Origin of the sequence: Klenkia terrae, assembly GCF_037083865.1 — a bacterium.
Lineage (GTDB): Bacteria > Actinomycetota > Actinomycetes > Mycobacteriales > Geodermatophilaceae > Klenkia > Klenkia terrae.
Window position 1 is genome coordinate 289,331 of sequence record NZ_JBAPLV010000003.1, and the last position, 24,708, is coordinate 314,038.

General features: G+C 74.4%; 25 protein-coding genes. 13 read left to right on the top strand and 12 right to left on the bottom strand.

From position 1 onward, the window contains the following. Nucleotides 1-6 precede the first annotated feature (6 nt). Both UXQ13_RS05240 and UXQ13_RS05245 read right to left on the bottom strand, forming a co-directional pair. Nucleotides 7-525, bottom strand: coding sequence for a hypothetical protein (locus tag UXQ13_RS05240; RefSeq protein ID WP_336391885.1), 519 nt, complete (start codon nucleotides 523-525; stop codon nucleotides 7-9). After that, complete coding sequence (locus UXQ13_RS05245) at nucleotides 522-998, bottom strand: aldehyde dehydrogenase family protein (RefSeq protein WP_336391886.1); 477 nt, start codon at nucleotides 996-998, stop codon at nucleotides 522-524. Before UXQ13_RS05245 ends, UXQ13_RS05240 begins: the two co-directional genes overlap by 4 nt. Before the next feature lie 84 nt (nucleotides 999-1,082). Between UXQ13_RS05245 and UXQ13_RS05250 the strand changes: the two genes are divergently transcribed. The 6 genes from UXQ13_RS05250 (at nucleotide 1,083) to UXQ13_RS05275 (ending at nucleotide 7,156) form a co-directional block, all read left to right on the top strand. Next, complete coding sequence (locus tag UXQ13_RS05250) at nucleotides 1,083-2,132, top strand: TIGR03885 family FMN-dependent LLM class oxidoreductase (RefSeq protein ID WP_225231803.1); 1,050 nt, start codon at nucleotides 1,083-1,085, stop codon at nucleotides 2,130-2,132. Beyond that, nucleotides 2,129-3,808, top strand: coding sequence for an alpha-amylase family protein (locus UXQ13_RS05255; protein ID WP_336391887.1), 1,680 nt, complete (start codon nucleotides 2,129-2,131; stop codon nucleotides 3,806-3,808). The genes UXQ13_RS05250 and UXQ13_RS05255 overlap by 4 nt, the downstream gene beginning before the upstream one ends. Before the next feature lie 28 nt (nucleotides 3,809-3,836). After that, the gene (locus tag UXQ13_RS05260; RefSeq protein ID WP_225231801.1) at nucleotides 3,837-4,421 is read left to right on the top strand and encodes a helix-turn-helix domain-containing protein; all 585 of its coding nucleotides are present in this window, start codon (nucleotides 3,837-3,839) and stop codon (nucleotides 4,419-4,421) included. 24 nt (nucleotides 4,422-4,445) lie between these two features. Beyond that, nucleotides 4,446-5,006, top strand: a complete 561-nt coding sequence (locus UXQ13_RS05265) for an isochorismatase family protein (protein WP_225231800.1) — start codon at nucleotides 4,446-4,448, stop codon at nucleotides 5,004-5,006. A 3-nt stretch (nucleotides 5,007-5,009) separates the two neighbouring features. After that, complete coding sequence (locus tag UXQ13_RS05270) at nucleotides 5,010-5,723, top strand: class I SAM-dependent methyltransferase (protein WP_225231799.1); 714 nt, start codon at nucleotides 5,010-5,012, stop codon at nucleotides 5,721-5,723. A gap of 311 nt (nucleotides 5,724-6,034) precedes the next feature. Continuing rightward, nucleotides 6,035-7,156, top strand: a complete 1,122-nt coding sequence (locus UXQ13_RS05275; RefSeq protein ID WP_336391888.1) for a transposase — start codon at nucleotides 6,035-6,037, stop codon at nucleotides 7,154-7,156. Between the two features lie 30 nt (nucleotides 7,157-7,186). Here the strand turns inward: UXQ13_RS05275 and UXQ13_RS05280 are convergent, their stop codons facing one another. Next, nucleotides 7,187-9,238 carry an HNH endonuclease signature motif containing protein gene (locus tag UXQ13_RS05280; protein ID WP_336391889.1) on the bottom strand — a complete coding sequence of 684 codons (2,052 nt, stop codon included), beginning with the start codon at nucleotides 9,236-9,238 and terminating at the stop codon, nucleotides 7,187-7,189. Nucleotides 9,239-10,045: 807 nt separating this feature from the next. On the opposite strand from UXQ13_RS05280, the gene UXQ13_RS05285 reads away from it, so the two are divergent. Then, the gene (locus UXQ13_RS05285; RefSeq protein ID WP_225231798.1) at nucleotides 10,046-10,915 is read left to right on the top strand and encodes a phosphotransferase; all 870 of its coding nucleotides are present in this window, start codon (nucleotides 10,046-10,048) and stop codon (nucleotides 10,913-10,915) included. Here the strand turns inward: UXQ13_RS05285 and UXQ13_RS05290 are convergent. From UXQ13_RS05290 to UXQ13_RS05300, 3 genes are read right to left on the bottom strand one after another with little or no spacing between them, the layout of a single operon-like run. Then, nucleotides 10,908-11,657 carry a sulfite exporter TauE/SafE family protein gene (locus tag UXQ13_RS05290; protein ID WP_225231797.1) on the bottom strand — a complete coding sequence of 250 codons (750 nt, stop codon included), beginning with the start codon at nucleotides 11,655-11,657 and terminating at the stop codon, nucleotides 10,908-10,910. The two genes, UXQ13_RS05285 and UXQ13_RS05290, sit on opposite strands and share 8 nt — an antisense overlap. A gap of 16 nt (nucleotides 11,658-11,673) precedes the next feature. After that, nucleotides 11,674-12,444, bottom strand: coding sequence for a sulfite exporter TauE/SafE family protein (locus tag UXQ13_RS05295; RefSeq protein ID WP_225231796.1), 771 nt, complete (start codon nucleotides 12,442-12,444; stop codon nucleotides 11,674-11,676). After that, a complete protein-coding gene (locus UXQ13_RS05300) occupies nucleotides 12,441-14,954 on the bottom strand; it encodes a DEAD/DEAH box helicase (protein ID WP_336391890.1) in 2,514 nt (837 codons plus the stop codon). Before UXQ13_RS05300 ends, UXQ13_RS05295 begins: the two co-directional genes overlap by 4 nt. Nucleotides 14,955-15,054: 100 nt before the next feature. Here UXQ13_RS05300 and UXQ13_RS05305 point away from each other — a divergent pair, with 100 nt between their 5' ends. Together UXQ13_RS05305 and yidD are read left to right on the top strand one after the other, a co-directional pair. Continuing rightward, nucleotides 15,055-15,918, top strand: coding sequence for an SDR family oxidoreductase (locus UXQ13_RS05305; protein ID WP_225231794.1), 864 nt, complete (start codon nucleotides 15,055-15,057; stop codon nucleotides 15,916-15,918). Between the two features lies 1 nt (nucleotide 15,919). Then, nucleotides 15,920-16,483, top strand: a complete 564-nt coding sequence (gene yidD / locus UXQ13_RS05310; protein WP_225231793.1) for a membrane protein insertion efficiency factor YidD — start codon at nucleotides 15,920-15,922, stop codon at nucleotides 16,481-16,483. Here the strand turns inward: yidD and mmuM are convergent. Then, nucleotides 16,400-17,293, bottom strand: coding sequence for a homocysteine S-methyltransferase (mmuM, locus tag UXQ13_RS05315; RefSeq protein ID WP_225231792.1), 894 nt, complete (start codon nucleotides 17,291-17,293; stop codon nucleotides 16,400-16,402). The genes yidD and mmuM overlap by 84 nt on opposite strands. A gap of 14 nt (nucleotides 17,294-17,307) precedes the next feature. On the opposite strand from mmuM, the gene arfB reads away from it, so the two are divergent. Then, nucleotides 17,308-17,745 (top strand): alternative ribosome rescue aminoacyl-tRNA hydrolase ArfB, encoded by a 438-nt coding sequence (gene arfB, locus UXQ13_RS05320; RefSeq protein WP_336391891.1) that lies wholly within the window; start codon nucleotides 17,308-17,310, stop codon nucleotides 17,743-17,745. Nucleotides 17,746-18,031: 286 nt separating this feature from the next. Beyond that, a complete protein-coding gene (locus tag UXQ13_RS05325) occupies nucleotides 18,032-18,649 on the top strand; it encodes a DUF4352 domain-containing protein (RefSeq protein WP_225231790.1) in 618 nt (205 codons plus the stop codon). A 250-nt stretch (nucleotides 18,650-18,899) separates the two neighbouring features. Here UXQ13_RS05325 and UXQ13_RS05330 read toward each other — a convergent pair whose 3' ends face one another. From UXQ13_RS05330 to UXQ13_RS05340, 3 genes are read right to left on the bottom strand one after another with little or no spacing between them, the layout of a single operon-like run. Next, the gene (locus UXQ13_RS05330) at nucleotides 18,900-19,673 is read right to left on the bottom strand and encodes a hypothetical protein (protein WP_225231789.1); all 774 of its coding nucleotides are present in this window, start codon (nucleotides 19,671-19,673) and stop codon (nucleotides 18,900-18,902) included. Nucleotides 19,674-19,728: 55 nt separating this feature from the next. Further along, nucleotides 19,729-20,853 (bottom strand): uroporphyrinogen-III synthase, encoded by a 1,125-nt coding sequence (locus UXQ13_RS05335; protein ID WP_225231788.1) that lies wholly within the window; start codon nucleotides 20,851-20,853, stop codon nucleotides 19,729-19,731. After that, complete coding sequence (locus UXQ13_RS05340; RefSeq protein ID WP_225231787.1) at nucleotides 20,850-21,767, bottom strand: polysaccharide deacetylase family protein; 918 nt, start codon at nucleotides 21,765-21,767, stop codon at nucleotides 20,850-20,852. The genes UXQ13_RS05335 and UXQ13_RS05340 overlap by 4 nt, the downstream gene beginning before the upstream one ends. A gap of 124 nt (nucleotides 21,768-21,891) precedes the next feature. Between UXQ13_RS05340 and UXQ13_RS05345 the strand changes: the two genes are divergently transcribed. Beyond that, entirely contained in the window at nucleotides 21,892-22,458 is a 567-nt protein-coding gene (locus tag UXQ13_RS05345; RefSeq protein WP_225231786.1) for a TetR/AcrR family transcriptional regulator C-terminal ligand-binding domain-containing protein, read from the top strand. Between the two features lie 7 nt (nucleotides 22,459-22,465). Here the strand turns inward: UXQ13_RS05345 and UXQ13_RS05350 are convergent, their stop codons facing one another. After that, the gene (locus tag UXQ13_RS05350) at nucleotides 22,466-23,041 is read right to left on the bottom strand and encodes a uridine kinase family protein (protein WP_225231785.1); all 576 of its coding nucleotides are present in this window, start codon (nucleotides 23,039-23,041) and stop codon (nucleotides 22,466-22,468) included. Between the two features lie 5 nt (nucleotides 23,042-23,046). After that, nucleotides 23,047-24,132, bottom strand: coding sequence for an MBL fold metallo-hydrolase (locus tag UXQ13_RS05355; protein ID WP_225231784.1), 1,086 nt, complete (start codon nucleotides 24,130-24,132; stop codon nucleotides 23,047-23,049). A gap of 32 nt (nucleotides 24,133-24,164) precedes the next feature. Between UXQ13_RS05355 and UXQ13_RS05360 the strand changes: the two genes are divergently transcribed. Beyond that, on the top strand, nucleotides 24,165-24,626 hold the full coding sequence (locus tag UXQ13_RS05360) for a PH domain-containing protein (protein ID WP_225231783.1): 462 nt from the start codon (nucleotides 24,165-24,167) through the stop codon (nucleotides 24,624-24,626). Nucleotides 24,627-24,708 lie beyond the last annotated feature (82 nt).

Sequence of the window (24,708 nt, forward strand, 5' to 3'; positions counted from 1 at the left end):
CCGGGCTCAGCCGGTCCGCCAGAGCACGTCGACCACCCGGAAGACGTGGCTCCACCGGCCGGGCCGCAGCACCAGGCCGGTCACGGCCAGCGCGAGCTGGTCGTCGGCGGTCAGCGGCGCCCGCAGCTCCACCAGCGGGGTGATGGTCCGGCCGGGGACGTCCCGCAGCAGCCGGTCGGCCGCGGACTCCGGCTCCCGCAGCAGCTCGGCCACGCAGGTGCCCGCCCGCAGCAGCCGGGCCCGGCGTCCCGACCGGTGCTCGAGCACGTAGGTCACCGGGCCCAGCGGGAGCAGCCCGCGGGTCCGCCGCCGGCGCGGTCCCCAGGCGCTGGTGCCGTTGGTCAGCGTGGTCTCCCGGCCGTCGGGCAGCAGGACGGGCAGCACCTGCCGACCGCGCAGCTCGGCCTGGGTGCTGATGCCGACGACGCGCGCCCGGCACCGGCCGGCCGGGTCGAGGACGTCCACCGCGGGCGGGCCCAGCGGCGGCGCCAGCCGCCAGCCGGCGAGGGCGAACGGCGCGGTCACGGGAAGCCGTTGAGCAGCTCGGCGAGGTTCCCGAGCACGCTGTCCCGGCCCGGCCGCAGCACGTGCGCGAGCAGGGCGCAGGCCAGCTCGTCGTCCGGGGTCAGCACCGTGCGCACCTCGATCGTCGGGCCGGGGACGTCGCGGCGGGCGGTGGCGATCCAGGCAGCGTCGCGCAGCACCCGGGCCCGCCGTCCGGTGCGGTGCTGGAGGACGTAGGCGTGCCCGGCCAGCGGCAGCAGGCCGCGGGTGCGCGCCCGGCGGCCACCGCACCAGCGCGTGCCGTTGGTCAGCGTCGTGGCGGAGCCGTCGGGCAGCAGGACCTGCAGCACCTGACGGCCGGCCGGGGTCGTCCGACGCGGGTGCAGACCCACCACCCGGGCGCGCGGGCGGCCGGTGGCGTCCAGCACGTCCAGCGACGTCCGGTCCGGGCGGGGGACGACCTGCCAGCCGCGGACCAGCGGGAACGAGGTCACGGGCCGGGATCCTGCCCGGTCACCGGGTCGTTGTCGCGCGCAACCCAGGATGCCCGGAACCGGACCAGCCGATAGACAGGCGCCATGACCGTGATCGGCTTCCACGCCTCGCACGAGCAGATCCCGCCCGCGGAGCTGCTCACCGCCGTCCAGCACGCCGAGCAGGTCGGGTTCACCGCCGCCATGTGCTCGGACCACCTCGAGCCGTGGTCGGTGCGGCAAGGCCAGTCCGGGTTCGCCTGGTCCTGGCTGGGCGCGGCGCTGGCGACGACGTCGCTGCCGTTCGGGGCGGTGAACGCCCCCGGCCAGCGGTACCACCCGGTGATCATCGCCCAGGCGGTCGCGACGCTGGCCCAGATGAACCCGGGCCGGTTCTGGGTGGCCCTGGGCTCCGGGGAGCTGATGAACGAGCACATCACCGGGCAGCAGTGGCCGCGCAAGGAGCTGCGCGACGCCCGGCTGCGGGAGTGCGTGGACGTCATCCGGGCGCTGCTGGCCGGCGAGGAGGTCACCCACGACGGCCTGGTCACCGTCGACCGGGCCCGGGTCTGGTCGCTGCCCGAGCAGCAGCCGGCGCTGGTCTGCCCGGCGGTCACCGCGGCGACCGCCCGCCGCGGCGCGGACTGGGCCGACGGGCTGATCACGATCAACCAGCCGCACGACCGGCTGCGCGAGGTGCTCGGTGCCTACCGGGACGCCGGCGGGCAGGGCCCGGCCACCGTGCAGGTGCACCTGTCCTGGGCGCCGGACGAGGATGAGGCGCTGGAGATCGCCTACGACCAGTGGCGGTCGAACCTGCTGCCGCCGCCCACCTGCTGGGAGCTGGAGGGCGCGAAGAGCTTCGACCAGGTCGGCGAGCTGGTCAGCCGCGACCAGGTGAAGCAGGCGGTGCAGGTCTCGGCCGACCTGGGCGAGCACACAGCCCGGATCGCCGAGTACGCCGAGCTGGGCTTCGACCAGGTCGTGCTGCACCACGTCGGGCAGACCCAGACCGCGTTCCTGGACGCGTTCGGGGAGAAGGTGCTGCCCCAGCTCGACGTCACCCGGCCCGGGCCGGCGGTGGCCATCGACCCACCGGGCCCCGAGGGCGTGCGCCGTCCCGAGCAGGAGCCCCAGCCGGCGGTGCTCGCGTGAGGGTCAGCGACACCGCGGACCTGTGGTGGAAGAACGCCGTCCTGTACTGCCTGGACGTCGAGACCTACATGGACTGGGACGACGACGGCACCGGTGACTTCCCCGGCCTGGTGCAGCGGCTGGACCACCTGGTCGACCTGGGCGTCACCTGCCTGTGGCTGATGCCCTTCTACCCGACCGCCGAGCGGGACGACGGCTACGACATCACCGACTTCTACGGCGTCGACCCACGGCTGGGCACGCACGGCGACGTGGTCGAGCTGATCCGCACCGCGCACGACCGCGGGCTGCGGGTGATCGTCGACCTGGTGGTCAACCACACCTCCGACCAGCACCCGTGGTTCAAGGAGTCCCGGAAGTCCACGGACAATCCGTACCGCGACTGGTACGTGTGGCGCTCGGACACCCCGCCGGACACCAGCGACCAGGTCGTGTTCCCCGACCAGGAGGACTCGATCTGGGAGCTCGACGAGAAGACCGGTGAGTACTACCTGCACCAGTTCTACAAGACCCAGCCCGACCTCAACGTCACGAACCCGCTGGTCCGCGACGAGATCGCCAAGATCGTCGGGTTCTGGACCCAGCTCGGCATCGACGGCTTCCGGATGGATGCCGTCCCGTTCCTGCTGGACACCTCCGGCAACGGGGACGGCGAGGCCGCGCGGCTGCCCGACCCGCACGGCTACCTGCGCGACATCCGGGCCTTCCTGGACCGGCGGACCAACGGCGGGATCCTGCTGGGCGAGGTCAACCTGCCCTTCGAGCAGCAGCTGGAGTTCTACGGCGGGGCCGACGGCGACGAGCTGACGATGCAGTTCGACTTCATCGGCATGCAGGCGACCTACCTGTCGCTGGCCCGCGGCGACGCCGGTCCGCTGGCCACCGCGCTGCAGGGCCGGCCGGCCACCGCCCCGGACTCGCAGTGGGCGACGTTCGTGCGCAACCACGACGAGCTGACCCTGGACAAGCTGACCGAGCCCGAGCGGCAGGAGGTCTTCGCCGCGTTCGGCCCCGAGCCGGAGATGCAGATCTACGACCGCGGCCTGATCCGGCGGCTGCCCCCGATGCTGGGCGGCGACCCGCGGCGGGTGCGGATGGTCTACAGCCTGCTGTTCTCCCTGCCCGGCACCCCGACGCTGTTCTACGGCGAGGAGATCGGGATGGGGGAGCAGCTGTCGGTGGGCAGCCGGCTCGCCGTCCGGACGCCGATGCAGTGGACGTCGGGGACCAACGGCGGGTTCTCGCGGGCTCGCGCGTCGAAGCTGCCCGGGCCGGTGGTCACCGGGGGCTATGCGCCGGAGTTCGTGAACGTGGCCGACCAGCGCAAGGACCCGGACTCCCTGCTGTCGTTCTTCCGGCTGCTCATCTCGCGGCGCAAGGAGTGCCCGGAGCTGGGCTGGGGCTCGTTCGAGGTGCTGGAGCAGCCGCACGCCGCCGTCCTGGCGCACCTGTGCTCGTGGGACGACGGCGCGCTCGTCGCGCTGCACAACCTGGGCCCGGAGCCGGTGGTGGTGCCGGTGGACCTGGACGGGTGCGGGGCCGAGCACCTGCTGGCCGACCTGCTGGTCGAGGGCACCACGGCCGTGGACGCGCAGGGCCGGGCCGAGCTGGCGCTGGAGGGGTACGGGTACCGGTGGTTGCGGGTGGTGGCCCCGGGGACGCGGCGACTGCTGTGACGGGACCGCTGTGAGTCGAGATGTCGACATGTCGACCGACTCCTCGGTGCTCGCCGGGGTCGGGCCGCGGCTGCGGGCGCTGCGGCAGCGCCGGGACCTGACGCTGACGGCGCTGTCGGTGACCACCGGCATCTCGGTGAGCACGCTGTCGCGGCTGGAGTCCGGGGGTCGCAAGCCGACCCTGGAGCTGCTGCTGCCGATCGCCCGGGCGCACGGGGTGCCGCTGGACGAGCTGGTGGGGGCGCCGCCGGTGGGGGACCCGCGGGTGCGGGCGGCGCCGGTGCAGATGCACGGCATGACGATGTGGCCGCTGTCGACCCAGCCGGGCGGGCTGCAGGCCTACAAGCTGCTGATCCCGGCCGGGTCGGTGCGCGGGGAGCCGGACCAGAAGACGCACGAGGGCTACGACTGGTTGTACGTGCTGTCGGGCCGGTTGCGGCTGGTGCTGGCCGAGCACGACCTGGTGCTCGGCCGGGGGGAGGCGGCGGAGTTCGACACCCGGACGCCGCACTGGTTCGGCAGCGCCGACGACCAGCCGGTGGAGCTGCTGACGCTGTTCAGCAAGCAGGGCGAGCGGATGCACCTGCGGGCTCGCCCGAAGGGGTCCGGCTGACCGGTCCGTGGCAGGCTCGGTGGCGTGCCCGTCTCGTCGCTGGACCGCGCCAGCACCGCACTCGTCCTGGTGGACCTGCAGCGCGGGGTGGTGAGCCGGGACGTCGGGCCGCACCCGGCGGACACGGTGCTGGAGAACGCGCTGCAGCTGGCCGAGGCGTTCCGGGCGGCCGGTGCACCGGTGGTGCTGGTGCAGGTCGAGGCGCGGGACGGGGCGGCCCCGCCGACCGACGCCGACGTGCAGCGGCGCCGCAGCCGTCCGGCGCTGGGCGACGTGGTGGAGGAGCTGCGACCCCTCGGTGACGTCGTGGTCGTGAAGCACGGTTGGGACGCGTTCCACGAGACCGATCTGGACGCGCAGCTGCGGGAGCGGTCGGTGGACACCGTGGTGCTCGCCGGGCTGGCCACCAACATGGGGGTGGAGTCCACCGCGCGGTCGGCGTTCGAGCGTGGCTACGCGGTGGTCGTCGTCGAGGACGCGACCAGCAGCGTGGACGCCGTCATGCACGAGTTCGCCGTGGCCCGGGTCTTCCCGCTGATCGCGCGGGTCACCACGACCGCGGCCGCCGTCGCCGCGCTGGGCTGAGCGGTGGACGCCGGGTGGCGGTGGGACCAGGTGGCCGGCGCGGGCCGGGAGAACCTGGACCCGGTGCACGTGGCCCGGTACGACCGGATCGAGGACGCCGGGGCGGGGGCCGAGGTGCAGCTGCTGCGGCGGCACGGGCTGGGTCCGGGCTGCCGGGTGGTGGAGATCGGCACGGGGACCGGCCAGTTCGCGATCGCCGCCGCCCGGGCCGGCGCGGACGTGGTCGCGGTCGACGTCTCGCCGCCGATGCTCGCGTCGCTGCGGGAGACGCTGGCCCGCGAGGCGGTCGACGGCGTCGAGGTCGTCGAGGCCGGGTTCCTGGACTACGAGCACGCCGGGCGCCCCGCCGACGTGGTCTACACGCGCTATGCGCTGCACCACCTGCCCGACTTCTGGAAGGGCGTGGCGCTGGCGCGGATGTGCGCCCTGCTGCGCCCGGGAGGCGTGCTGCGGGTGTGGGACGTGGTCTACGGCTTCGAACCGGCCGAGGCCGAGGCGCGCCTGGAGGCGTGGTGCGCGACCGGCGGTCCGGACTCGGCGGACGCCTGGAGCCGCGCCGACTACGAGGAGCACGTGCGCGACGAGCACTCGACCTACACCTGGGTCCTCGAGGCCCTGGCCGAGCACGCCGGCCTGGTCCTGGAGGAGGCCGAGTACTCCGACGACCGCATCTTCGCCCGCTACGTCTTCCGCCGCCCCGTCCCTGTCGACCACTGACCCGTCGGTAGCGCAGAGCATCGTTGAAGTTCTCGGATCTTGGGCTTGAGGTGGGGGTCGCCTGATCCGAGGAGTTCCTGGTGGTTGTCACTACCCTTGCCCTGACCGTTGAGCTGCCTGAGCTGGGTGGTTCGTTGACCTGGTCGCAGCTGGAGGCGTGGGCGGTGGCGATGCGCGATGAGGTGCCCGCCGCCGCGGTAGCGGCGGCTGTGGAGGAGCTGCAGGACAGGCTGATCGACCGGGTGTGTGGTCCCAGATGGCTGCCGGTGTGGGACCTGCCGGCGCCGTTCGGGTGCCCGGGGTGCGGGGTGATGAGCGACTTCGCCCGCAAGGGCAAGCGCACCCGTCCGCGCCGGCTGGACACCGCCACCGGGATCGTGCGCATCCAGTTGGCCAACGTGGGGTGCCGGTCGTGCGGGCGGGTGTTCGCCCCGCTGCTGTTGTTGTTGGACCTGTCGGGCCGGCGACGCACTGATCGGTTGATGGTCGAGCTGGCCGAGTTGGCCACCCAGATGTCCTTCGCCCGCGCCGGGGCTGTGGCCGCGCAGTTCGGGGCACCCGGGACGGCCGGGCGAGCGCACTCGGCTGTGGCCGACCTGGCCCCGATGCTTGATGGGGTGGGGTGCGCAGACCTACCTGGTGCCCCCGGGCGGGCCGAGGTGGTGATCCTGGATGGCACCGGCATGCGCGCCGGTCGCCGCAGGCTGGGCGTGGACACCAACATCGCCATCGGGCTCACCGCCCGCACCGGCCCACGCCGCCGCCGCCGCGCCACGGTCAACCTGCTCGGGCTGACCCTGGGCCAGCCGTGGTCGGCCATGGCCACCCAGCTGCGTGCGGTGGACCCACCGGCGATGGTCGTCGTGGACGGGGAGCTGGCGATCACCCGACTGGCCCAGGACGTGTGGCCCGACGCCCCGATCCAGCGCTGCTGGTGGCACCTGCCCCGTGCGCTGCGCTGGGCCCTCTACGCCGACAAGGCACCGCACCCCTGGGCCAACGCCCAGCGCGCCGGACTGGTCGACCTCCTGCACCGCGTGGCCCGCGAACGACTCACCCACGCCCAGGCCTTGGACCTCTACGACGCCTTCGTCGACACCATCACCGACGCCGACCACCACGCCGCCGCACAGCTGCTCACCGGCGCCCGCGACCAGGTCTTCACCTGCCTGCGCCCCGAACTCCGACAACGACTGGCACCCCTGGGCGGACCCGAACTGGGCTCCGGAGTCATCGAGCGCGTCATGCGCGAACTCAACGCCCGCACCGACATCGGCGGCACCCGCTGGTCAGTCGAGGGCCTACGCGACCTGGTCACCATCCAACTGGCCCGGATGACCGACCACCCCGCCTGGACCACACTGACCCAAGCTCTACGCCCGACCAACACCATCGACTTCAAGATCCACACCCTGAAGTTCAACGCTGCTTGACGCTACCGACCCGTCAGCCCGGGCGGTCGATCAGAACGGCGGCGGGTCCGCGCTGTCCGCTGGGCGCCCGTCGTCTCTGGCTGGGCCGGCGGTGTCTGCCGCTGTCTGGATGCCGACCTCGGCCTCCCCTGCTCGACGAGCGAGGGCGGCGTCGAGCTCGGCTTCGATCTCGGCGGCGAGTCGGGCACGGTCGGCTGCGGCGGCCCGGCGGGCGGCTCGTTGTTCGGGGGTGGGTGAGCGGAACCGCTTGGGGGTGGGTCCCAGGAGGTCGGTGAGGGTGTCGAGGTGGGTGGGTGTCGACATGTCGACCTCGGCGATGCCGGAGGGTCTGGTGGTGCGGGTGCGGCCACCGGGCGGTGTCACGTGCAGGGTGCCGTCGGGGTCCATGGCGAACACCCAGCCCGGCGCATGGGTCTTCAACCGGTGGTGCCTGCGGCACAGGCACACCAGGTTCGTGACGCATGTCGGGCCGCCGGCGGTGGGGTCGTGGTGGTCGTAGGGGATGGCGTGGTCGAGGTCGACGTACTCGGCTGGTCTGCTGCAGCCGGGGAATCGGCAGTGCTGGTCCCGCGCTTTCACGAACCGGGTCTGTGCTGCGTTCGGTTCGTAGTCGGCGATCCGGGGTGGTGGTCCGAGACCGGTGCCGCGGCGGAGGGCGGCGCGGGCTTCGGCCGGTGAGGTGAGCGCGCGGAGTCGGCCGGTGGTGTCGAGGATCTCGAACCACACGTCCCCGCCCTGGACCCGACCACGGGCACCGGAGGCCAGGAGCGCGTCGTAGCGGGCCAGCAGCTCGGCCACCGCGACGGGGGACACGGGCAGCCCACCGATCGCACCCACACCAGAGCCGGCAGCTGCTCCGTCCAGGGTCGCGACGGGCGTGTCAGCAACGCCGGCCGCGCCGTTCACGCCGACGGCGTCGATCTCTCCGTCCACGCCGTCCACGCCGACGGCGTCGGTCGCGCCCTCCACGCCGACGGCGTCAGTCGCCTCGTCCACGCCGTCGTCCACGCCGTCGTCCACGTCGTCGGCGTCAGTCGCCTCGTCCACGCCGTCGGCGTCGGGCGGGGGTTGGTCTGCGGGCGGGTTGGTCAGCGGGCCGAGGTCGTCGAGGTCGGCCAGGTCGGCTCGTAGGGTCAGGTGCCAGCGGGCGGCGGTGACCTCGGCGGGCAGGGGCTCCCAGGGGCGGGTCAGCAGCTGGTGGTGGGCGGCGACCCGCAGTTGGCCGAGGGGGCGGTTGTCCCCGCCCTTGCGCATGGTGGCGGCCAGGGCGTCGATGACCTCGATCTCCTGGGCGACGTCGGCGGCGTCGGCCAGGTCGGTCCGCAGGGAGGCCAGGCCGTCGCCCTGCCCGATGGTGGTGACGTTCTGCCTGCGCTTGCGGCGCTCGGCCCGCCTTGCCGCCTCGGCCGGGTCCGCGGCGATCACCGCGCCGCCGATCCGGTCGGCCAGCGGGGTGGGGCCGATGCCTTCGGCGATCCAGCCGAGGCCTTGGGCGGCGATGGTGTCCACCAGGTCGTCGGCCAGGCCGCCGCCGGCGGACTGCTTGCGGTCCGCCAGGGCGTCCACGATCACCTGGCAACGGCGGACGTCGATCACCCCGTCCGCCGCGGCGGCCCACACCTGGGGGAGCTGCTCGACCAGGGACCGTTGCTTGGCGACCAGCGAAGAGGCGGACCCGACGCTGATGCCCAGCACCACGGCGACCTCGTCGGCGACCCAGTCATCGGGCCTCTCCGGGGCGGCGGGGTCATCGCGGCGGGCGCCGGGCAGCGGTTCCTGCGCCGGTTGCAGCTCGGCCAGGCGGGCGATCGCGGCGGCCTGCAGGGCGTGCAGCTGCGCCTGGGCGTCGGCGACGTCGCGCAGCACCGCGTGCACCCTGGCCCGGCCGGTGTCGGGGGTGACCAGCAGCTCGGACAGCCGGGTCGGTCGCAGGGTGGCACCTGCGGGCGCGAGGCCGGCGGCGACGCGGGTCGCCTGCTCGGCCTCCAGCACCGCTGCACGGGCGGCGGCGGAGGCGAAGACCTCGACCTGGGCGATGCCCACCGACAACCCCATCCGCGTCCCGACCACCTGCTGCTGCACCGCTGTCACCTCCCCTTGCCGTTCGAATATGTGTTCGAAGTCTAGCGGACCTGGCGCACGCCGACAACACGAAAGGCCTGATCAGACGCCCGTCCACAGGCAGAGTGCGAAGTGTCGGTGGCAACTGGGAACGTCACGAGGTGGTCCGTCCTCGATGGGCGAGATGTCGGGTGGGCGGCTGATCGACCCGGCCGGCGGCCGCCGCGTGGATGAGGGGCGAGGTCGTGACCGGGTCTGCGTAAGAAGAGGCCGCTGGCGAGCGTGCAGGGTCGTGACCGGGTCCGTGCGAGAAGGGGCGGCTGGCGAGCGTGCAGGGTCGTGACCGGGTCCGTGCGAGAAGGGGCGGCTGGCGAGCGGGCAGTGTCGTGACCGGGTCTGTGCCCGAAGAGGCGGCTGGCGCGCGGCCAGTGTCATGTGCGGGTCTGTGCCGCACGGGACGGCTGGCGCGCGGGCAGCGTCATGAGCGGGTGGGTGCCGGACGGGGCGGCCTCCGTGCCGGCAGGGTGATGCCCGGGTGTGTGCCGCACGCGGCGGCTGTCGGGCGAGCGGGATCGCGACCAGGTCCCCGGACTGGGTGGCCAGCGCGCGGCAGGGCCGTGACCCGGTCGGTCGGGGCTGGAGCCGGGCGGGCAGCGTGCTCCGGCTGTCCCCGAGGGGCAGCTCTGTTCACCCCACCGACCCAGCCCGCACCGAGCGGCACCTGCGGATCCGCCAGGCACCTCGGGAGATGCGGACATCCCCACGACCGGGCGCCCGCTCCACCAAATCCGCTCGTGCACCGACCGCCGCCGCGCCAGGATCGCCTCGATGACCCACCCCATGCACCCGGACCAGGTCGCCACTCCGCCGCAGCTCGTCCGCCGCCTGGTCGACGAGCAGTTCCCGCACTGGGCCGACCGACCGCTCACCCGCATCCGCCACGCCGGCACCGACCACGACGTGCACCGCCTCGGCGACGACCTCGTCGTCCGGCTGCCGGTGGTCGCCTGGGCCACCGACCAGGCCGAGCTGGAGCGGCGCTGGCTCCCGGTGCTCGCGCCGCACCTCCCGCTGGCCGTGCCCACCCACCGGGCCACCGGCCGACCGGACCACGGCTACCCGTTCACCTGGTCGGTCTGGGACTGGCTGCCCGGCAGGTCGGTCGACGGTCGGCTGGACGACGCCGCCGCCGATGCCCTCGCCGGGTTCCGGGACGCGCTGCACGCCGTCCCCACCGATGTCGCGCCGCCGCGGCGGCCGCACAGCCGGGGCGGGCCGCTGGCCGAGCTGGACGACGAGGTGCAGCCGGCGATCAGGAGGGTCGGGGACCTGGTCGACGCACCCCGCACGCTGGCGCTGTGGGCCGAGGCCGTGCAGGCGCCCCGGTGGACCGACGACGTGTGGCTGCACGGCGACCTGCTGCCCGGCAACGTCCTGGCCGACGAGGATCGCCTCTCGGCCGTCATCGACTGGGGTTGCCTGACCACCGGTGACCCCGCGGCCGACCTGGTCGCCGGCTGGCACCTGTTCGACGGACCGCAGCGGCGGCGGTTCCTCGGCGACGCCGACGACGCAGCGGCCGCCCGGGCCCGCGGGTGGGTGATCAGCCAGGCGGTCATCGCGCTGCCCTACTACCGCGACACGAACCCCGGCATCGTCGCCCAGTCGCTGCGGGCGCTGGCCGCCGTCCTCAGCTGAACGCGTCGAACCCGAGCTTGACCGCCAACCCCAGCCCGAGGACGGCGATGACCCGCCGCAACCACGTGCCGTCTACCCGACGCACCACCCGGGGACCCAGCCGCCCGCCGACGAAGAAGCCGATCGCCAACGGCACCATCGCCACCCAGTCGACGTCGGCGAAGATCGCGTACCCGAGGGCGGCGACGGCGTTGGCGACCAGCAGCAGCACGTTCTTGGCGGCGTTGCCCCGGGCCACGGTCGTGCCGGTGGTCAGCAGGAACATGGCCAGCATGAGCACCCCGGCCGCCGCCCCGAAGTAGCCGCCGTAGATGGCGATCACGTAGACACCGGCGACCAGCCCCAGGGCGTTCCGGCGACCCTCGGCGGCCAGCTCGCGCGGCGGGCGCTGCACCAGGATCGCCACCGACGCCCCGGCGATGAGGAACGGCACGATCCGCTCGAACCCGCCGGCCGGGGTGATCAGCAGCAGCACGGTCCCGGTGATGCCGCCCAGCAGCGCGGCCACCGACAGCCGGACCAGCCGGCGGCCCTGCCCGACCAGCTCCGGGCGCGAGGCGCTCACCGACCCGACGCCGTTGAACACCAGCGCGACGGTGTTGGTGACGTTCGCGGTGACCGGCGGCAGCCCGGCGGCCAGCAGGGCCGGGTAGCTGACCAGCGACGCCAGCCCGGCGATCGAGCCGGTCAGCCCACCGCCCACCCCGGCGACCAGCAGCAGCACCCAGGTCAGCACGTCCACGTGTGCCCACCCTGCCTCATCGGGTCAGCAGCACCACGATCGCCACCACGCCGACCACCACGATCAGGCTCCGCAGCAGCCAGGCCGGCAGCCGCCGTCCGTACCGCCCGCCGAGGTAGCCCCCGACCAGTGAACCGCCGGCGACCAGGCCGGCGGCGGTCCAGTCGACCCGGTCGGTGGCGACGACGACGTAGGTCGCCGCGGCCACGAAGTTCACCCCCAGGGTCAGCACGTTCTTGATCGCGTTGAGCTGCTGCAGGGAGTGGGGGAGCAGCAGCCCGAACAGCCCGATCTGCAGCACGCCCTGGCTGGCTGCGAAGTACCCGCCGTAGGTGCCGGTGACGTAGGCGAAGCCGAACAGCGCCGCCGTCCGGCCCGGCCCCACCCGCGCCGTGGGCGACCCACGGTCGCGCAGCCGCCGCGCCAGCAACGGCTGCACCGCCACCAGGACGACGGCCAGCGCGACCAGCCCGGGGACGACGGTCTCGAACGCGGCGGCCGGCAGGTGCAGCAGCAGGAACGCCCCGCTCAGCGCCCCGAGCACGGACGCCGGGAACAGCGACAGCAGCAACCGCCGCTGCCCGGCCAGCTCGCGCCGGTAGCCGATCGCCCCGGTCAGGTTGCCCGGCACCAACCCCATCGAGTTCGAGACCGTCGCGGTGACCGGCGGCAGCCCGACGGCCAGCAGCACCGGGAACGTGACCAGGGAGCCCGAGCCCACGACGGCGTTGATCGACCCCGCGGCCAGCCCGGCGAGGGCGACCGCGACCATCTCCCAGCCGCTCACGAGTCCTTGCGGCCGGCGTCCACCACCCGCAGCACCGGGGCGCCCTGCTCGTCGGAGGCCTCCAGGTCCACCTCCACGTCGATGCCCCAGTCGTGGTTGCCGGCCGGGTCGTCGATGATCTGCCGGACCGTCCACACGCCCTCGACGGAGCGGTCCACGACGAACAGCGCCGGTCCCCGCGCGTCCGCCCCGGTCTGCACCTCGGCGTGCTCGGCGAAGTAGGCCTGCACCACCTCGCCCCACCGCTCGGCGTCCCACCCGGCGGCGCCGTCCAGCTCGCCGAGGTCGTACCAGCGGCGGCGGGCCCAGAACTGCACCCGCTGCCAGACCGCGTTGCGCACCATCGCGGTGAACGCCCGCACGTTGCCGGTGAGCGGCCGCGGCCGGGCCGGGACGGCGGGCACGTCGACGGCGTCCGAGGGGTTGGTCAGCTCCTCCCACTCGTCCAGCAGCGACGAGTCCACCTGCCGCACGACCTCGCCCAGCCACTCGACGACGTCGGTGACCTCCTCGGTGCGCGCCTCGGCCGGCACCCCGGACCGCAGCGCGCGGTAGGCGTCGGTCAGGTAGCGCAGCACCGCGCCCTCCGACCGGGTCAGCCCGTAGGCGTTGACCAGCTCGCGGAAGGTGTACGCGCTCTCCCACATGTCCCGGACGACGGACTTGGGCGAGGGCTGGACGGCGGCCGCCCACGGGTTGCCCCGCACGAAGGTCTCGTGCGCGGCCTCCAGCAGCTCGGCCAGCGGCTTGGGGTAGCTGACCTCCTCGAGCAGCTCCATCCGCTCGTCGTACTCGATGCCCTCGGCCTTCATCTCGGCCACCGCCTCGCCGCGGGCCTTGTTCAGCTGCGCGCCGAGGATCTGCCGGGGGTCGTCCAGCGTGGCCTCGATGACGCTGACCACGTCCATGACGAACGTGTCGGACTCCGGGTCCAGCAGGTCGATCACGGCCAGGGCGAAGGTGGACAGCTGCTGGTTGAGCGCGAACCCGGCCGGCAGGTCACCGGTCAGCCGGTAGGTCACCCGGCCGTCCACGACCACCCGCTCGACCACCTCGGCGGCCAGCAGCGTGCGGCCGATACCGATCGCGTCCCGGATCAGCTTCAGTTGCCGCTTGCGCGGCTCGTGGTTGTCGGTCAGCAGCTTCGCCAGCGTCGCCACCGGGTCGCCCGAGCGGGCCAGCACGTTGAGCAGCATCCCGGTGGTGACCTGGAAGTGGCTGGTCAGCGGCTCGGGCTCGGCGGTCTCCAGCCGCTGGGCGGTCGCCTCGCTCCACGGCACCATGCCCTCGGGCACCTTCTTGCGCACCAGCTTGCGGCGCTTCTTCGGGTCGTCGGCGACCTTGGCGAACTGCTTGAGGTTCTCCACCTCGTGCTCGGGCGCCTGGACGACGACGTACCCCGCGGTGTCGTAGCCGGCCCGGCCCGCGCGGCCGGCGATCTGGTGGAACTCCCGCGCCGACAGCATGCGCACCCGGGTGCCGTCGTACTTCGAGAGCGCGGAGAACACCACCGTGCGGATCGGCACGTTGATGCCCACGCCCAGGGTGTCGGTGCCGCAGATGACCTTGAGCAGCCCGGCCTGGGCCAGCTGCTCGACCAGCCGGCGGTACTTGGGCAGCATCCCGGCGTGGTGCACGCCGATGCCGTGCCGCACCAGCCGCGAGAGCGTCGTCCCGAAGGCGCTGGAGAACCGGAAGCCGCCGATCAGGTCGGCGATCTTCGCCTTCTCCTCCTTGGTGCACACGTTCACGCTCATCAGCGCCTGCGCCCGCTCCAGGGCCGCGGCCTGGGTGAAGTGCACGACGTAGACCGGTGCCTGCCGGGTGTCCAGCAGCTCCTGGATCGTCTCGTGCGCGGGGGTGGTGGCGTAGGAGAAGTGCAGCGGCACCGGGCGCTCGGCGCCGGCCACCAGCGCGGTGGTCCGGCCGGTGCGCCGGCTGAGGTCCTCCCGCAGCGCGGTGGTGTCGCCGAGGGTGGCCGACATCAGCAGGAACTGGGCGTTCGGCAGCTCGAGGATCGGCACCTGCCAGGCCCAGCCGCGGTCCGGATCGCCGTAGAAGTGGAACTCGTCCATCACCACGAGCCCGATGTCGGCCTCCGGGCCCTCGCGCAGCGCGATGTTGGCCAGGATCTCCGCGGTGCAGGCGATGATCGGGGCGTCGGCGTTGACCGCGGCGTCGCCGGTGAGCATGCCGACGTTCTCCGCGCCGAAGACCCCGCACAGGGCGAAGAACTTCTCGCTGACCAGCGCCTTGATCGGCGCGGTGTAGAAGCTCACCCGGTCCTGGGCCATCGCGGCGTACTGCGCGCCGGTGGCCACCAGCGACTTGCCCGAGCCGGTCGGGGTCGCCAGCACCACGTTGGCGCCGCTGACCAGCTCGATCAGCGCCTCCTCCTGGTGCGGGTACAGCGGGGTCCCCGCAGCCTCCGCCCAGGCGGCGAACTCGGTGAACAGGGTGTCGGCGTCGGCGCCGTCGGGCGGGGAGAGGGGGGTGCGGGCGGCGGTCATCGTGCTCACCAGGGTGCCCCACGCGTGCCGGTCGCCCCTCCCGGGTACGCGGGCCACGGGTCGAGACGAGGCCGCACCAGCAGGAGACAGGAGACGCCTCGTGTCCGCACCGCGCCCCGAGCCCGACGACCAGCCCACCCAGCAGCAGACCCCACCGGGCACCCTCGGCGAGATGTCGCCGCGCCCCGACCACGGCGAGGACAGCTACCGCGGGTCCGGCCGGCTGACCGGCAAGGCCGCCGTCGTCACCGGCGGCGACAGCGGCATCGGCCGCGCCGTGGCCATCGCCTTCGCCCGGGAGGGCGCCGACGTCCTCGTCGCCTACCTGGAGGAGGACGACGACGCCCGGGACACCGCCCGCCTGGTCGAGGAGGCCGGCCGCCGCTGCGTCCTCGTGCGCGGCGACCTCGCCGACCGCGCGCACGCCAAGACCGTCGTCCCGAAGGCGATCGAGGAGTTCGGGAAGATCGACGTCCTGGTCAACAACGCCGCGTTCCAGATGACCCGGGAGTCCCTCGAGGAGACCCCCGACGAGGAGTTCGACCACACCGTGGCGCTGAACCTGGGCGCGATGTTCACCCTGTCCAAGGACGCCGTGGCGCACATGGGCCCGGGCGGGTCGATCATCAACAGCTCGTCGGTCAACTCCGACATGCCCAGCCCGACGCTGGCCGTCTACGCGATGACCAAGGCCGGCATCGCCAACTTCACCGCCAGCCTCGCCCAGCTCTACGCGGACAAGGGCATCCGGGCCAACAGCGTCGCGCCGGGCCCGGTCTGGACGCCGCTGATCCCCTCGACCATGCCCGAGGAGAAGGTGAAGTCCATCGGCCAGCAGGTGCCGCTGGGCCGCGCCGCCCAGCCCGCGGAGCTGGCGCCGGTGTACGTGCTGCTGGCCAGCGACGAGGCCAGCTACGTCTCGGGGGCCCGGGTCGCCGTGACCGGCGGCAACCCGATCCTCTGACATGGTCTTCGTCTGGGGATGGGGTGGCGGCCGGCGGCGCCGGCGGCCGGGCTGGGGTCCGGGACCCGGCTACGGCGGTGGCGGGCCCGGCTACGGCGGCTACGGACCGGGCTACGGGCCCGGGTACGGCCGGCGCCGGGGCGACGACAGTTGCCTGCGGGACCTGCTGTTCCTCAACACCGGTTGCTGCCTGGCGCAGTCGCTGGGCTGCGGCCTGGAGTCGGTGCTGCTGGCACCGCGGGCGGCCCGCGGGCTGACCGGGACGACGGCGGCGGAGCGCCTGGTGTCGGCCGTCCGGACCTACCAGCGGGAGGTGAGCGCGCACCGGCCGCCGGTCTGCCGGTTCACCCCCAGCTGCTCGGCCTACGCGGTGGAGGCGCTGGAGACGCACGGCGCCCGGACCGGCACCCGGCTGACCCTGGCCCGGTTGGTCCGCTGCCGGCCGGGAGCCGCCGGCGGCGCCGACCCGGTCCCGCCGGGGTCAGCCGTGCACGGCTGCGGCGACCTGGGCGATGTCGGCGGGCCGGACCCGGCAGCACCCGCCGACCAGGCGGGCACCGGCTGACAGCCACGCGGTGACGTCGCCGACCCCGGGCGTGCCGGTCCACGCCCGGGCGTCGGCGTCCCAGCTCTCGCCGCTGTTGGGGTAGACCACGACCGGCTTGCCGCTGGCCACCCGTGCCCAGACAACGGCCGGGACGACGGACGCCGGGTCCGTGCAGTTGACGCCCACGGCGACCACCTGGTCGATCCCGCGGACCATGCCCAGCACGTCGGACAGCGGCTCGCCGCGGCGGGTGCGGGCCACGCCGTCGGCGCCGGTGACCGAGGACAGCGAGAACCACGCGGGGACGTCGAGCGCGGTCACCTCGGCCAGCAACGCCTCGACCTCGCCGGCGCCGGGCAGCGTCTCGCAGGCCAGCACGTCGACCCCGGCCTCGGCCAGCGCGGCCAGCCGGGGCCGGTGGAACTCCCGGAGCTCCGCGGTCGACACCTCGTCCAGGTACGCGCCGGTGTACTCCGACCCGTCGGCCAGGTACGCCCCGTACGGACCGACCGACCCGGCCACCCACGAGGAGGGCGCGCCCTCCCGGGCCAGCTGCACCGACCGGCGGATCAGCCCCTCGGCGTCGGCGAACCCGGCGGCGGTGAACCCGGGCACGGTGGCCTGGTAGCTCGAGGTGGTCGCGACCTGGGCCCCGGCGGCCTCGAAGGCGGCGTGCGCGTCGCGGATCGCGCCCGGGTCGTCGCGGAGCAGCCGGGCCGACCACAGCGCGCTGGTCACGTCGTGCCCCCGGGACTCCAGCTCGGTGGACAGCCCGCCGTCCAGGACGACGGGACCGGTGGCCAGCGCAGCGGCGAGGGGGAGGGGCACGGGAGGATGGTCCCGTGCCCACCGACGACCCCGCAGGCGACCTCCCGGTCACCCCGCGGCTGGTCGTGCCCGCGGCGATGCTGGGCTGGCGGTTCAGCCGGTCCTCGGGGCCCGGCGGGCAGGGCGTGAACACCGCCGACAGCCGGGTGGAGCTGTCGGTGCGGGTGCTGGAGATCCCCGGGCTGACCGAGCACCAGCAGGCCCGGCTGGCTGACCGGCTGGGCGCGCGGTTGGTCGACGGCGTCCTGACGATCGCGGCCTCGGAGCACCGGCAGCAGCTGCGCAACCGGGAGGCCGCCCGCGCCCGGCTGGCGATGGCCGTCGGCCAGGCGCTCGCGCCGCCGGCCCCGCCCCGGCGCAAGACCAAGCCGACCCGCGGGTCCAAGGAGCGGCGGATCACCGCGAAGAAGCAGCGCGGTCAGCTCAAGAAGCAGCGCGGCACGCTGGACTGAGCGCGGTTGGGGTCGGTCGACACAAGTCGGCCCCTCCGCACCGGGCTCGCGAATCGCAGGAGGCTGAGCGCCGTTCACAGCGGTTGACCGGGCGGCGAGGAACCGCAGCCGCGCACGCGAGGTGGTGCTGGGGCAGGTGGTGCTGATGGAGCGAGCCCTGGCGGGATTGGACGAAACTGAACCGATCCGTTCGTCCACCTGGTCGGCTGCCTGAGCCTCGGCTGTGTGATGTCCTCGGAGTTGTCCGTCGAGCTCGGCGGCCACTTGTGACGAACGGGGTCAAATCGTGTCAGAGCAGTACGGGCAGCAGGGACCGCCTCAGGACGCCCGGTCCGCCAAGGCGCAGGCCAAGGCTGACAAGGCTTACCGCAAGGCGAGCCGGCCCTTCTACAAAAAGCCCATCTTCATCATCTTGGCGCTCATCGTGGTCATCGTGATCATCGTGATCGCCACGAGCGGGGGTGACGACTCGTCGTCCGACACCTCTCAGCCGGCTGGACCGAGCTTTGCCGGGCAGCAGGAGGATGACTCCTCGGCCAATGCCGGCGAGGCCATCGATCTCGAAGGGGTCTCGGTCACGTCGACCCCCTTGGTGGACGGCGAGTCGTTCGGGACCGGCGCCGTCCTGTGCACCACCGTGACCATCCAGAACGGCACCGACGACACGGTGAACTTCAACGGTGGATTCGACTGGTCCATGCAGGACCCGAACGGGGCCAGCCGAAACACGAACTTCGCCGGGACGGGCAACTTCTTGGGCGCCGGCGATCTGGTCGCCGGGGGCAACGTGACTGGTGACGTGTGCTTCGATGCGGACACGACCGTCACCGGGACCTACGTCGTGATCTACAAGCCGACGTTCTCCTTCTCGTCGGATCGCGCCGCCTGGCTCAACAACCGCTGACCCTCACAGCTGGTGCGGGGCCGTCCACAGAGGACGGCCCCGCACTAGAGACCGGTCGCCGGTTTCACGCACGTGCTCGACGGGCCACATGGAGGCCTCGTGAACTAGGCCCGGTCGGGTACGGATCGGCCATGACGGGGGCGACGTTCGCGCACGGGAGGCAGGTCCGTCCCCACCTCGTTGCCTATCCACGGTCATGGAGTGGATCCACGCCGAGGATGTGGACTTGCCTCGGTCGGCGGCGCCCTGCTCAGGCCAGCGCGGCCAGGGCGGCGTCGACGTCGTCGGCGTGCACGAAGTCCAGCGCCAGCAGCCGGTGCACCAGCACCCCGCGGCGGGTCAGCCGCAGGTCGGCCGGGCGGAGCCGCGGCTGGGCGGCACCGCCGGGCCGGGGGACGGCGACCGGCGGGTCCAGCAGGCCGGCCCGCTGCAGGTCGGTCAGGTCCTCGGCGGCGCCCCAGGCGATCCACCCCCGCGGGTCCACCGGCACCGGGGTCAGCGGCAGCGGGTGGCGCTCCCGGCGGCCGACCGCGGCCAGCAGGGCGAGCTGGCGCCAGGTCAGCGACCGGGTGAGCAGCAGCGCCCGGTCGGCCAGGGCAGCATCGACGTCGGGGGAGAAGACCACCTCGGCGAGCAGGTAGCCCAGGTTCCGCACCCGGCGCTCGTCGGCCGAGGCGCGCGCGGCCAGCAGCACGCCCTCCCCGACCTCGCGGGCGGCGACCCGGCCGCCGGCCCGCTCGGTGAAGAACCCGTCCGAGCGCACGTGCCGGTCCCGGCGGGACAGCGAGACGCCGTGCTCGACGGCGAACGCCAGCGCGGCCCCCGCCCGGGCGGCCTCGCGCCGCGGCAGGGCACCGCCGGCGAGGTCGTCGGCCAGGTCGCGCAGGCAGGCGGCGAAGCGGTCGTCGAGCTGGAGGGCCGCGTCGGCGGGGGAGTAGACGAGGACGGCGGCCGAGCCGGTCATCGACCCGGCGATCCCGAAGCCCGACTCGATCAGCGCACGGCCGGGCTCCGGTGAGGTCACGCGACGATCATCGTCGGTGGGGCCGGGGTACCGCAGGGCCACTCCCCACGTCGGGTCACACCGCCAGCCGGTAGCCGCGCTTGACCACGGTCTCCACGACCGGGGCGCCGAGCGCGGCCCGCAGCCGGGTCACCGCCATCTCGACGGCGTGCGCGTCCGAGCCGCCGGACACCGTCGCCAGCAGGTCCGGCCGGGACACCACCGCGCCCGGGCGGCGGGCCAGGGACCGCAGCACGGTCATCGGCGCCGGCGCGAGCTCGACCAGCCGGCCGTCCAGGACCACGGCGTGCCCCCGCACCTGCAGGGTGTGCCCGCCGACCACGAGGACCGGGTCCCGCTCGGGCAGTCGGGCCACCACCTCGCGGGCCAGGTCGCCCAACCGGGCCCGCTCCGGCGCGACGGTGGCGATCCCGGCGGCCTCCAGCGGACCGGCGGTGACCACCCCGACGGCGACGGCCAGCACGCCGTCGGCGAAGGCGGCCAGCACCCCGGCCAGCACGCCCTCCTGCTCGGCGACCTGCAGCATCGAGGCGGCGGCCGGGGCCGAGGTGAAGGTGACCGCGTCGACGGCGCGGGCGGCCACGGTGTGCACCAGCCGGCGCAGCGGCGCGGTGTCCTCGGGCAGCACCCAGCGGTAGACCGGCACCGGCAGCACCTCGGCGCCATCGGCGCGCAGCGCGGCCACCAGCTCCCGCAGCGGGTCCCCGTGCAGCTGGACGGCGATCCGGCGTCCGGCCAGCGGGCCCTCGGCGCCGGACAGCAGGTGCTCGAGCACCTCGTCGGAGCTCTCCGACGCCGGCGACCAGGCGTCCACCAGCCCACCGCTGCGGATCGCCCCTCGGGCCTTGGGTCCGCGGGCCAGCACCCGGGCCGACGACAGGTGCGCGACCAGGGGCAGGTCCCAGGCGTCGGCGGCCTCCAGCCACCCCCGGAAGCCGACGCCGGTGGTGGCCACGACCAGGTCCACCGGTGCCCGCAGCACCTCGGCGGTCGCCGCGCCCAGCTCGGCGTCGTCCTCCAGCGGCACCAGCCGGATCGCGGGGGCGGCCACGACCCGGGCGCCACGGCGCTCCAGCAGCGCGACCAGCTCCTCGGCGCGCCGGGCGGCGGTGACCGCGACCGTGTAGCCGGCCAGCGGCAGCAGGTCCGGTCCCGGGCTGGTCTCCGTGCTCGCGCTCACCGGGCCATCGTGTCGCGCCCGTGTTCCGCCGGTGTGTCCGGGAGCGAGGCGACGTGCTCGGCCACCGCACCGGCCGTCGTCAGCCACACGTCGTCCCGGGGCGTCGCCACGTGCGCCAGCGCGGACCGCAGCGGTCGCAGGCGGTGCGGGACGCCGACGACGTAGGGGTGCAGCGCGATGCCCATGACCAGCGGCGCGGTCCGGGCCTGCTCGCGCATCTCGTCGAAGGTGGCCACCACCATGTCGGCGAACTCTTGGCCGGAGACCTGTCGGGACACCACCGCGGGGATGTCGTTGAGCTCCTGCGGGTAGGGCACCGACAGGATCGCGCCGCCGTCCCGGGTGGCCAGCCAGGTCGGCTGGTCGTCGTGCGCCCAGTCCAGCAGGTAGGTGTAGCCGGCCTCGGCCAGCAGGTCCGGGGTCAGGTGGCTCTCGGAGATCCACGGCCCGAGCCAGCCGGCCGGCCGTCGTCCGCCCCGCTCGACCAGCACCCGAGTGGCCTCCGCGACCAGTGCCTGCTCGTCGTCCTCGGCCAGGTCGGCCTGCCGCTCGGCGTTGGTCCGGCCGTGCCCGACCAGCTCGTCGCCGCGGGCCAGGAACGCCTCGACCAGGCCGGGGCAGTCGGCGAACACCCGGCTGTTGGCGATCACCGAGGTGGGCAGGCCCAGGGCGTCGAAGGTCTCCAGCAACCGCCAGGCGCCGACCCGGTTGCCCCAGTCCCGCCAGGCGTAGTTCAGGACGTCGGGGTCCCCGCCGCCGGGTGCCAGCTGGGCGCCGCGGCCGGTCCCGAAGTCGAAGACCTCCAGGTTCAGCCCGACGTAGACCGCCAGCCGCCGGCCGTCGGGCCAGTCGTAGACGGGTCGGTCGGGGAGCGCGCGGTAGGGGTACCGGCCGTGCCGGGCGGGGGAGTCCACCCGCTCACCGTGCCCCGCTGCGGGGGCAGGGACACCAGGGGCAGGTGGGACGACGAGGTACCGGTGGTGGCCGAGGGTGCCGATGGGTGAGCTACCTCACCCCTCTGGGACCCCAGGACCGGCCATGTCGCTACCGCTCCCCCTCGCACCCTCCTGCACTCCGGCCCCGGACCTGGTCCTGGCCGCCGCGCTCCAGCTGCTCGCCGAGCGGGGGTGGCACGGGCTCGCGCTGGACCACGTGGCCGCCCGCGCCGGGCTGGCCCCGACCCGCCTGCGCGCGACCTGGCCGTCGCTGTCCGCCCTGGTCGGCGCCGCCGTGGCCACCGTGCCCGTCGTGGTGGACCGTGGGGACACCGGCTCGGCGGCCGGGGACCTCGCGCTCGCCCTCGAGCACTGGTCGCGCCCGCTGGGCCGCAGCGAGCTGGCCGTGGCCGCCGTCGCCGAGGCCGCGGGGCGCGACCCGCTGCTGCGCGCCGGGGTGGAGACCGCGGTGACCGACGCCGTCCACGAGGTCATGTGCGCGGTGGCCTCCCGCGCCCGCCGCCGGGGCGAGCCCATCGGGGCCGCCCGGCAGCAGTGGATCACCGCCGTGCTCGGCGGCGCGGTCTGGGAGCGGATCACCGGCCGCGGCCGACCCGTCCCGACCGCCCGGCGGGCCGAGCTCGTCGAGTCGATCCTGGCCTGCGCCTGACCATCGGTCAGGCGAGCGCGAACGACCCCGGCGGCGGAGGCGTCACCGGGGCGCCGTCCACCCGGACGTCGGCCCGGGCGCGGGTGTCCTCGCGGGCGAACACGACCGCCTCGGCGCGGGCCCAGTCCGGCTGGAACGCCGTCATGGCCGCCCCGCCCCGGGCCGCCCAGCGCTCCGCGCACACCTCGGGCGGCGCCTGCACCCACACCCGGAGCGAGACCACGTCGTCCACCGCCCGGGCCGCGGCACCGCAGCCCTCCACGACCAGCACGCCGGCCACCGGCACCGTCGTGGGCACCGCGAACTCCCCGGCCGCCCAGTCGTAGGCCAGGAAGCGGGCCTCGCGGCCGGCGGCGAGGGGCCCGAGCACCTGGTCGCGCAGCCGGTCGACCACGCCGTCCAGCGTCCAGCCGGCGTAGAGGTCGTCCAGGTGGACCACCGGGGCGTCGTCCAGCTCGGCGGCCAGCCGGTCGGCGAAGGTGGTCTTGCCCGACCCGGCCGGTCCGTCGACGACCACCAGCCGGGTGCCGCCGAGCCGGGCCGGGGACGCCCGCACCCGGTCGGCCAGCTCGGCGAAGCGCACGCCGGTCAGGCCGCGGTGAAGCGGGGCACCGGCCCGGCGGTGCCGACGACGGCCCCGCGCGAGGCCAGCAGCCGCAGGTGCGCGTCGGTCTCGGTGACCGCGAAGACCCGCATGCTGCGCTCGTAGGACGACCAGGGCCGCGACCAGGTCAGCTCGCCGGCCAGGTCCCACGGGGTGCTGCCCGGGTGGTCCCGGACGGCGGCCAGCAGCTCGGCGAGGCGGCCCTCGTGGTGCTCGCGCAGCGCCGCGGTGCGCGCGGCCAGCCCGGTGAACCGCCACTCGTGGGCCGGCAGCACCTCGGTGGGCTCGGGGCGCTCGCCGACGGCGGCCAGCGAGCCCAGGTAGTCGCGCAGCGGGTCGGGCACGCCGCCGGGGTTGGTCGAGATGTTGGGGCTGATCCGCGGCAGCACGTGGTCGCCGGACAGGAACACCCCGGTGCGCTCCTCGGCGAAGCACAGGTGCCCGGCGGTGTGCCCGGGGGTGTGCACCGCGCGCAGCGACCAGCCGGGGAAGTCCGCGACGTCGCCGTCGAGCAGGTCCCGGTCCGGGGTGGCCATCCGGTGGAACGCCTCCCAGCGGTCGGGGTCGCCGGTGTCGGAGACGGCGGTGTCCCGGTCGGCGCCCAGGCCGACGAGGAAGTCCACCTGGGCGGCGACGGCGGCGCCGCCGTCCCGGCCGGACATCGCCCGCACCGCGTCGCCGTCGGCCGGGTGCATGGCCACCCACGCGCCGCTGGCCTCGCGGACCCGGCCGGCCAGGCCGAGGTGGTCGAAGTGCAGGTGGGTGACCAGCACGCCGCGGACGTCGGTGATCCCCGCGCCGATCGAGGTCAGCCCGTCGGTCAGCGCGGTCCAGCCGGCCTCGTGCTCCCAGCCGCAGTCGACCAGCCCGAGGCCGCCGCCGTCGAGGGCGAAGGCGTACACCGACACGTAGCGCAGCGGGTTGTGCGGGATGGGCACCGGGACCGACCACAGCCCCGGGCGCACCTGCTCCACCGGGGGCAGCTCGCGGGCCTGCCAGGCCGCGTGCTGGGCGGCACCCGTGATCTGGCTGGCCGTGGTCTCGCTGCCCGTGGTCTCGCTGCTGGTCACCCCCGGCACTCTGCCAGTGGGACACTCGGGCGGTGACCTCGACCGCGATCACGACCGTGTCCGCCACGCCCCGCCGCCAGCGCATCATGTGCGGCCTCATGGCGGCCGTGATCTTCGGCGTGATGCTGGTCGTGTCGATCCTGCTGAAGTCCTCCACCACCGGCGTCGTGGCGTTCCGGACCTCCGACCAGCTGGCCACCAGCGGCCTGGGCCTGGCGATGGCCGCGGCCACCCTGTACCTGTCCCGGGCCCGGGTGGACGCCGACGCCGAGGGCGTGACGGTGCGCAACATCGTGGGCACCCACCGCCTGCCGTGGGCGCACGTCCGCGCCGTCCGGTTCGACCAGAACTCGCCGTGGGCCTCGCTGCTGCTGGTCGACGACGACGAGCTCTCCGTGCTGGCCGTGCAGGCCGCCGACGGCGAGCGGGCGGTGCGCGCGGTGGAGGGGATGCGCACCCTGCTGGCCGCGAGCCGTGCCGACGGGGTAGTCTGAGCGATGTCTCACCCCGCTACATGAGGCGCACCACCACCGACTGCCCCGCCCCGGGCTGTCGGACCAAGAGGAGCCCGCTCCC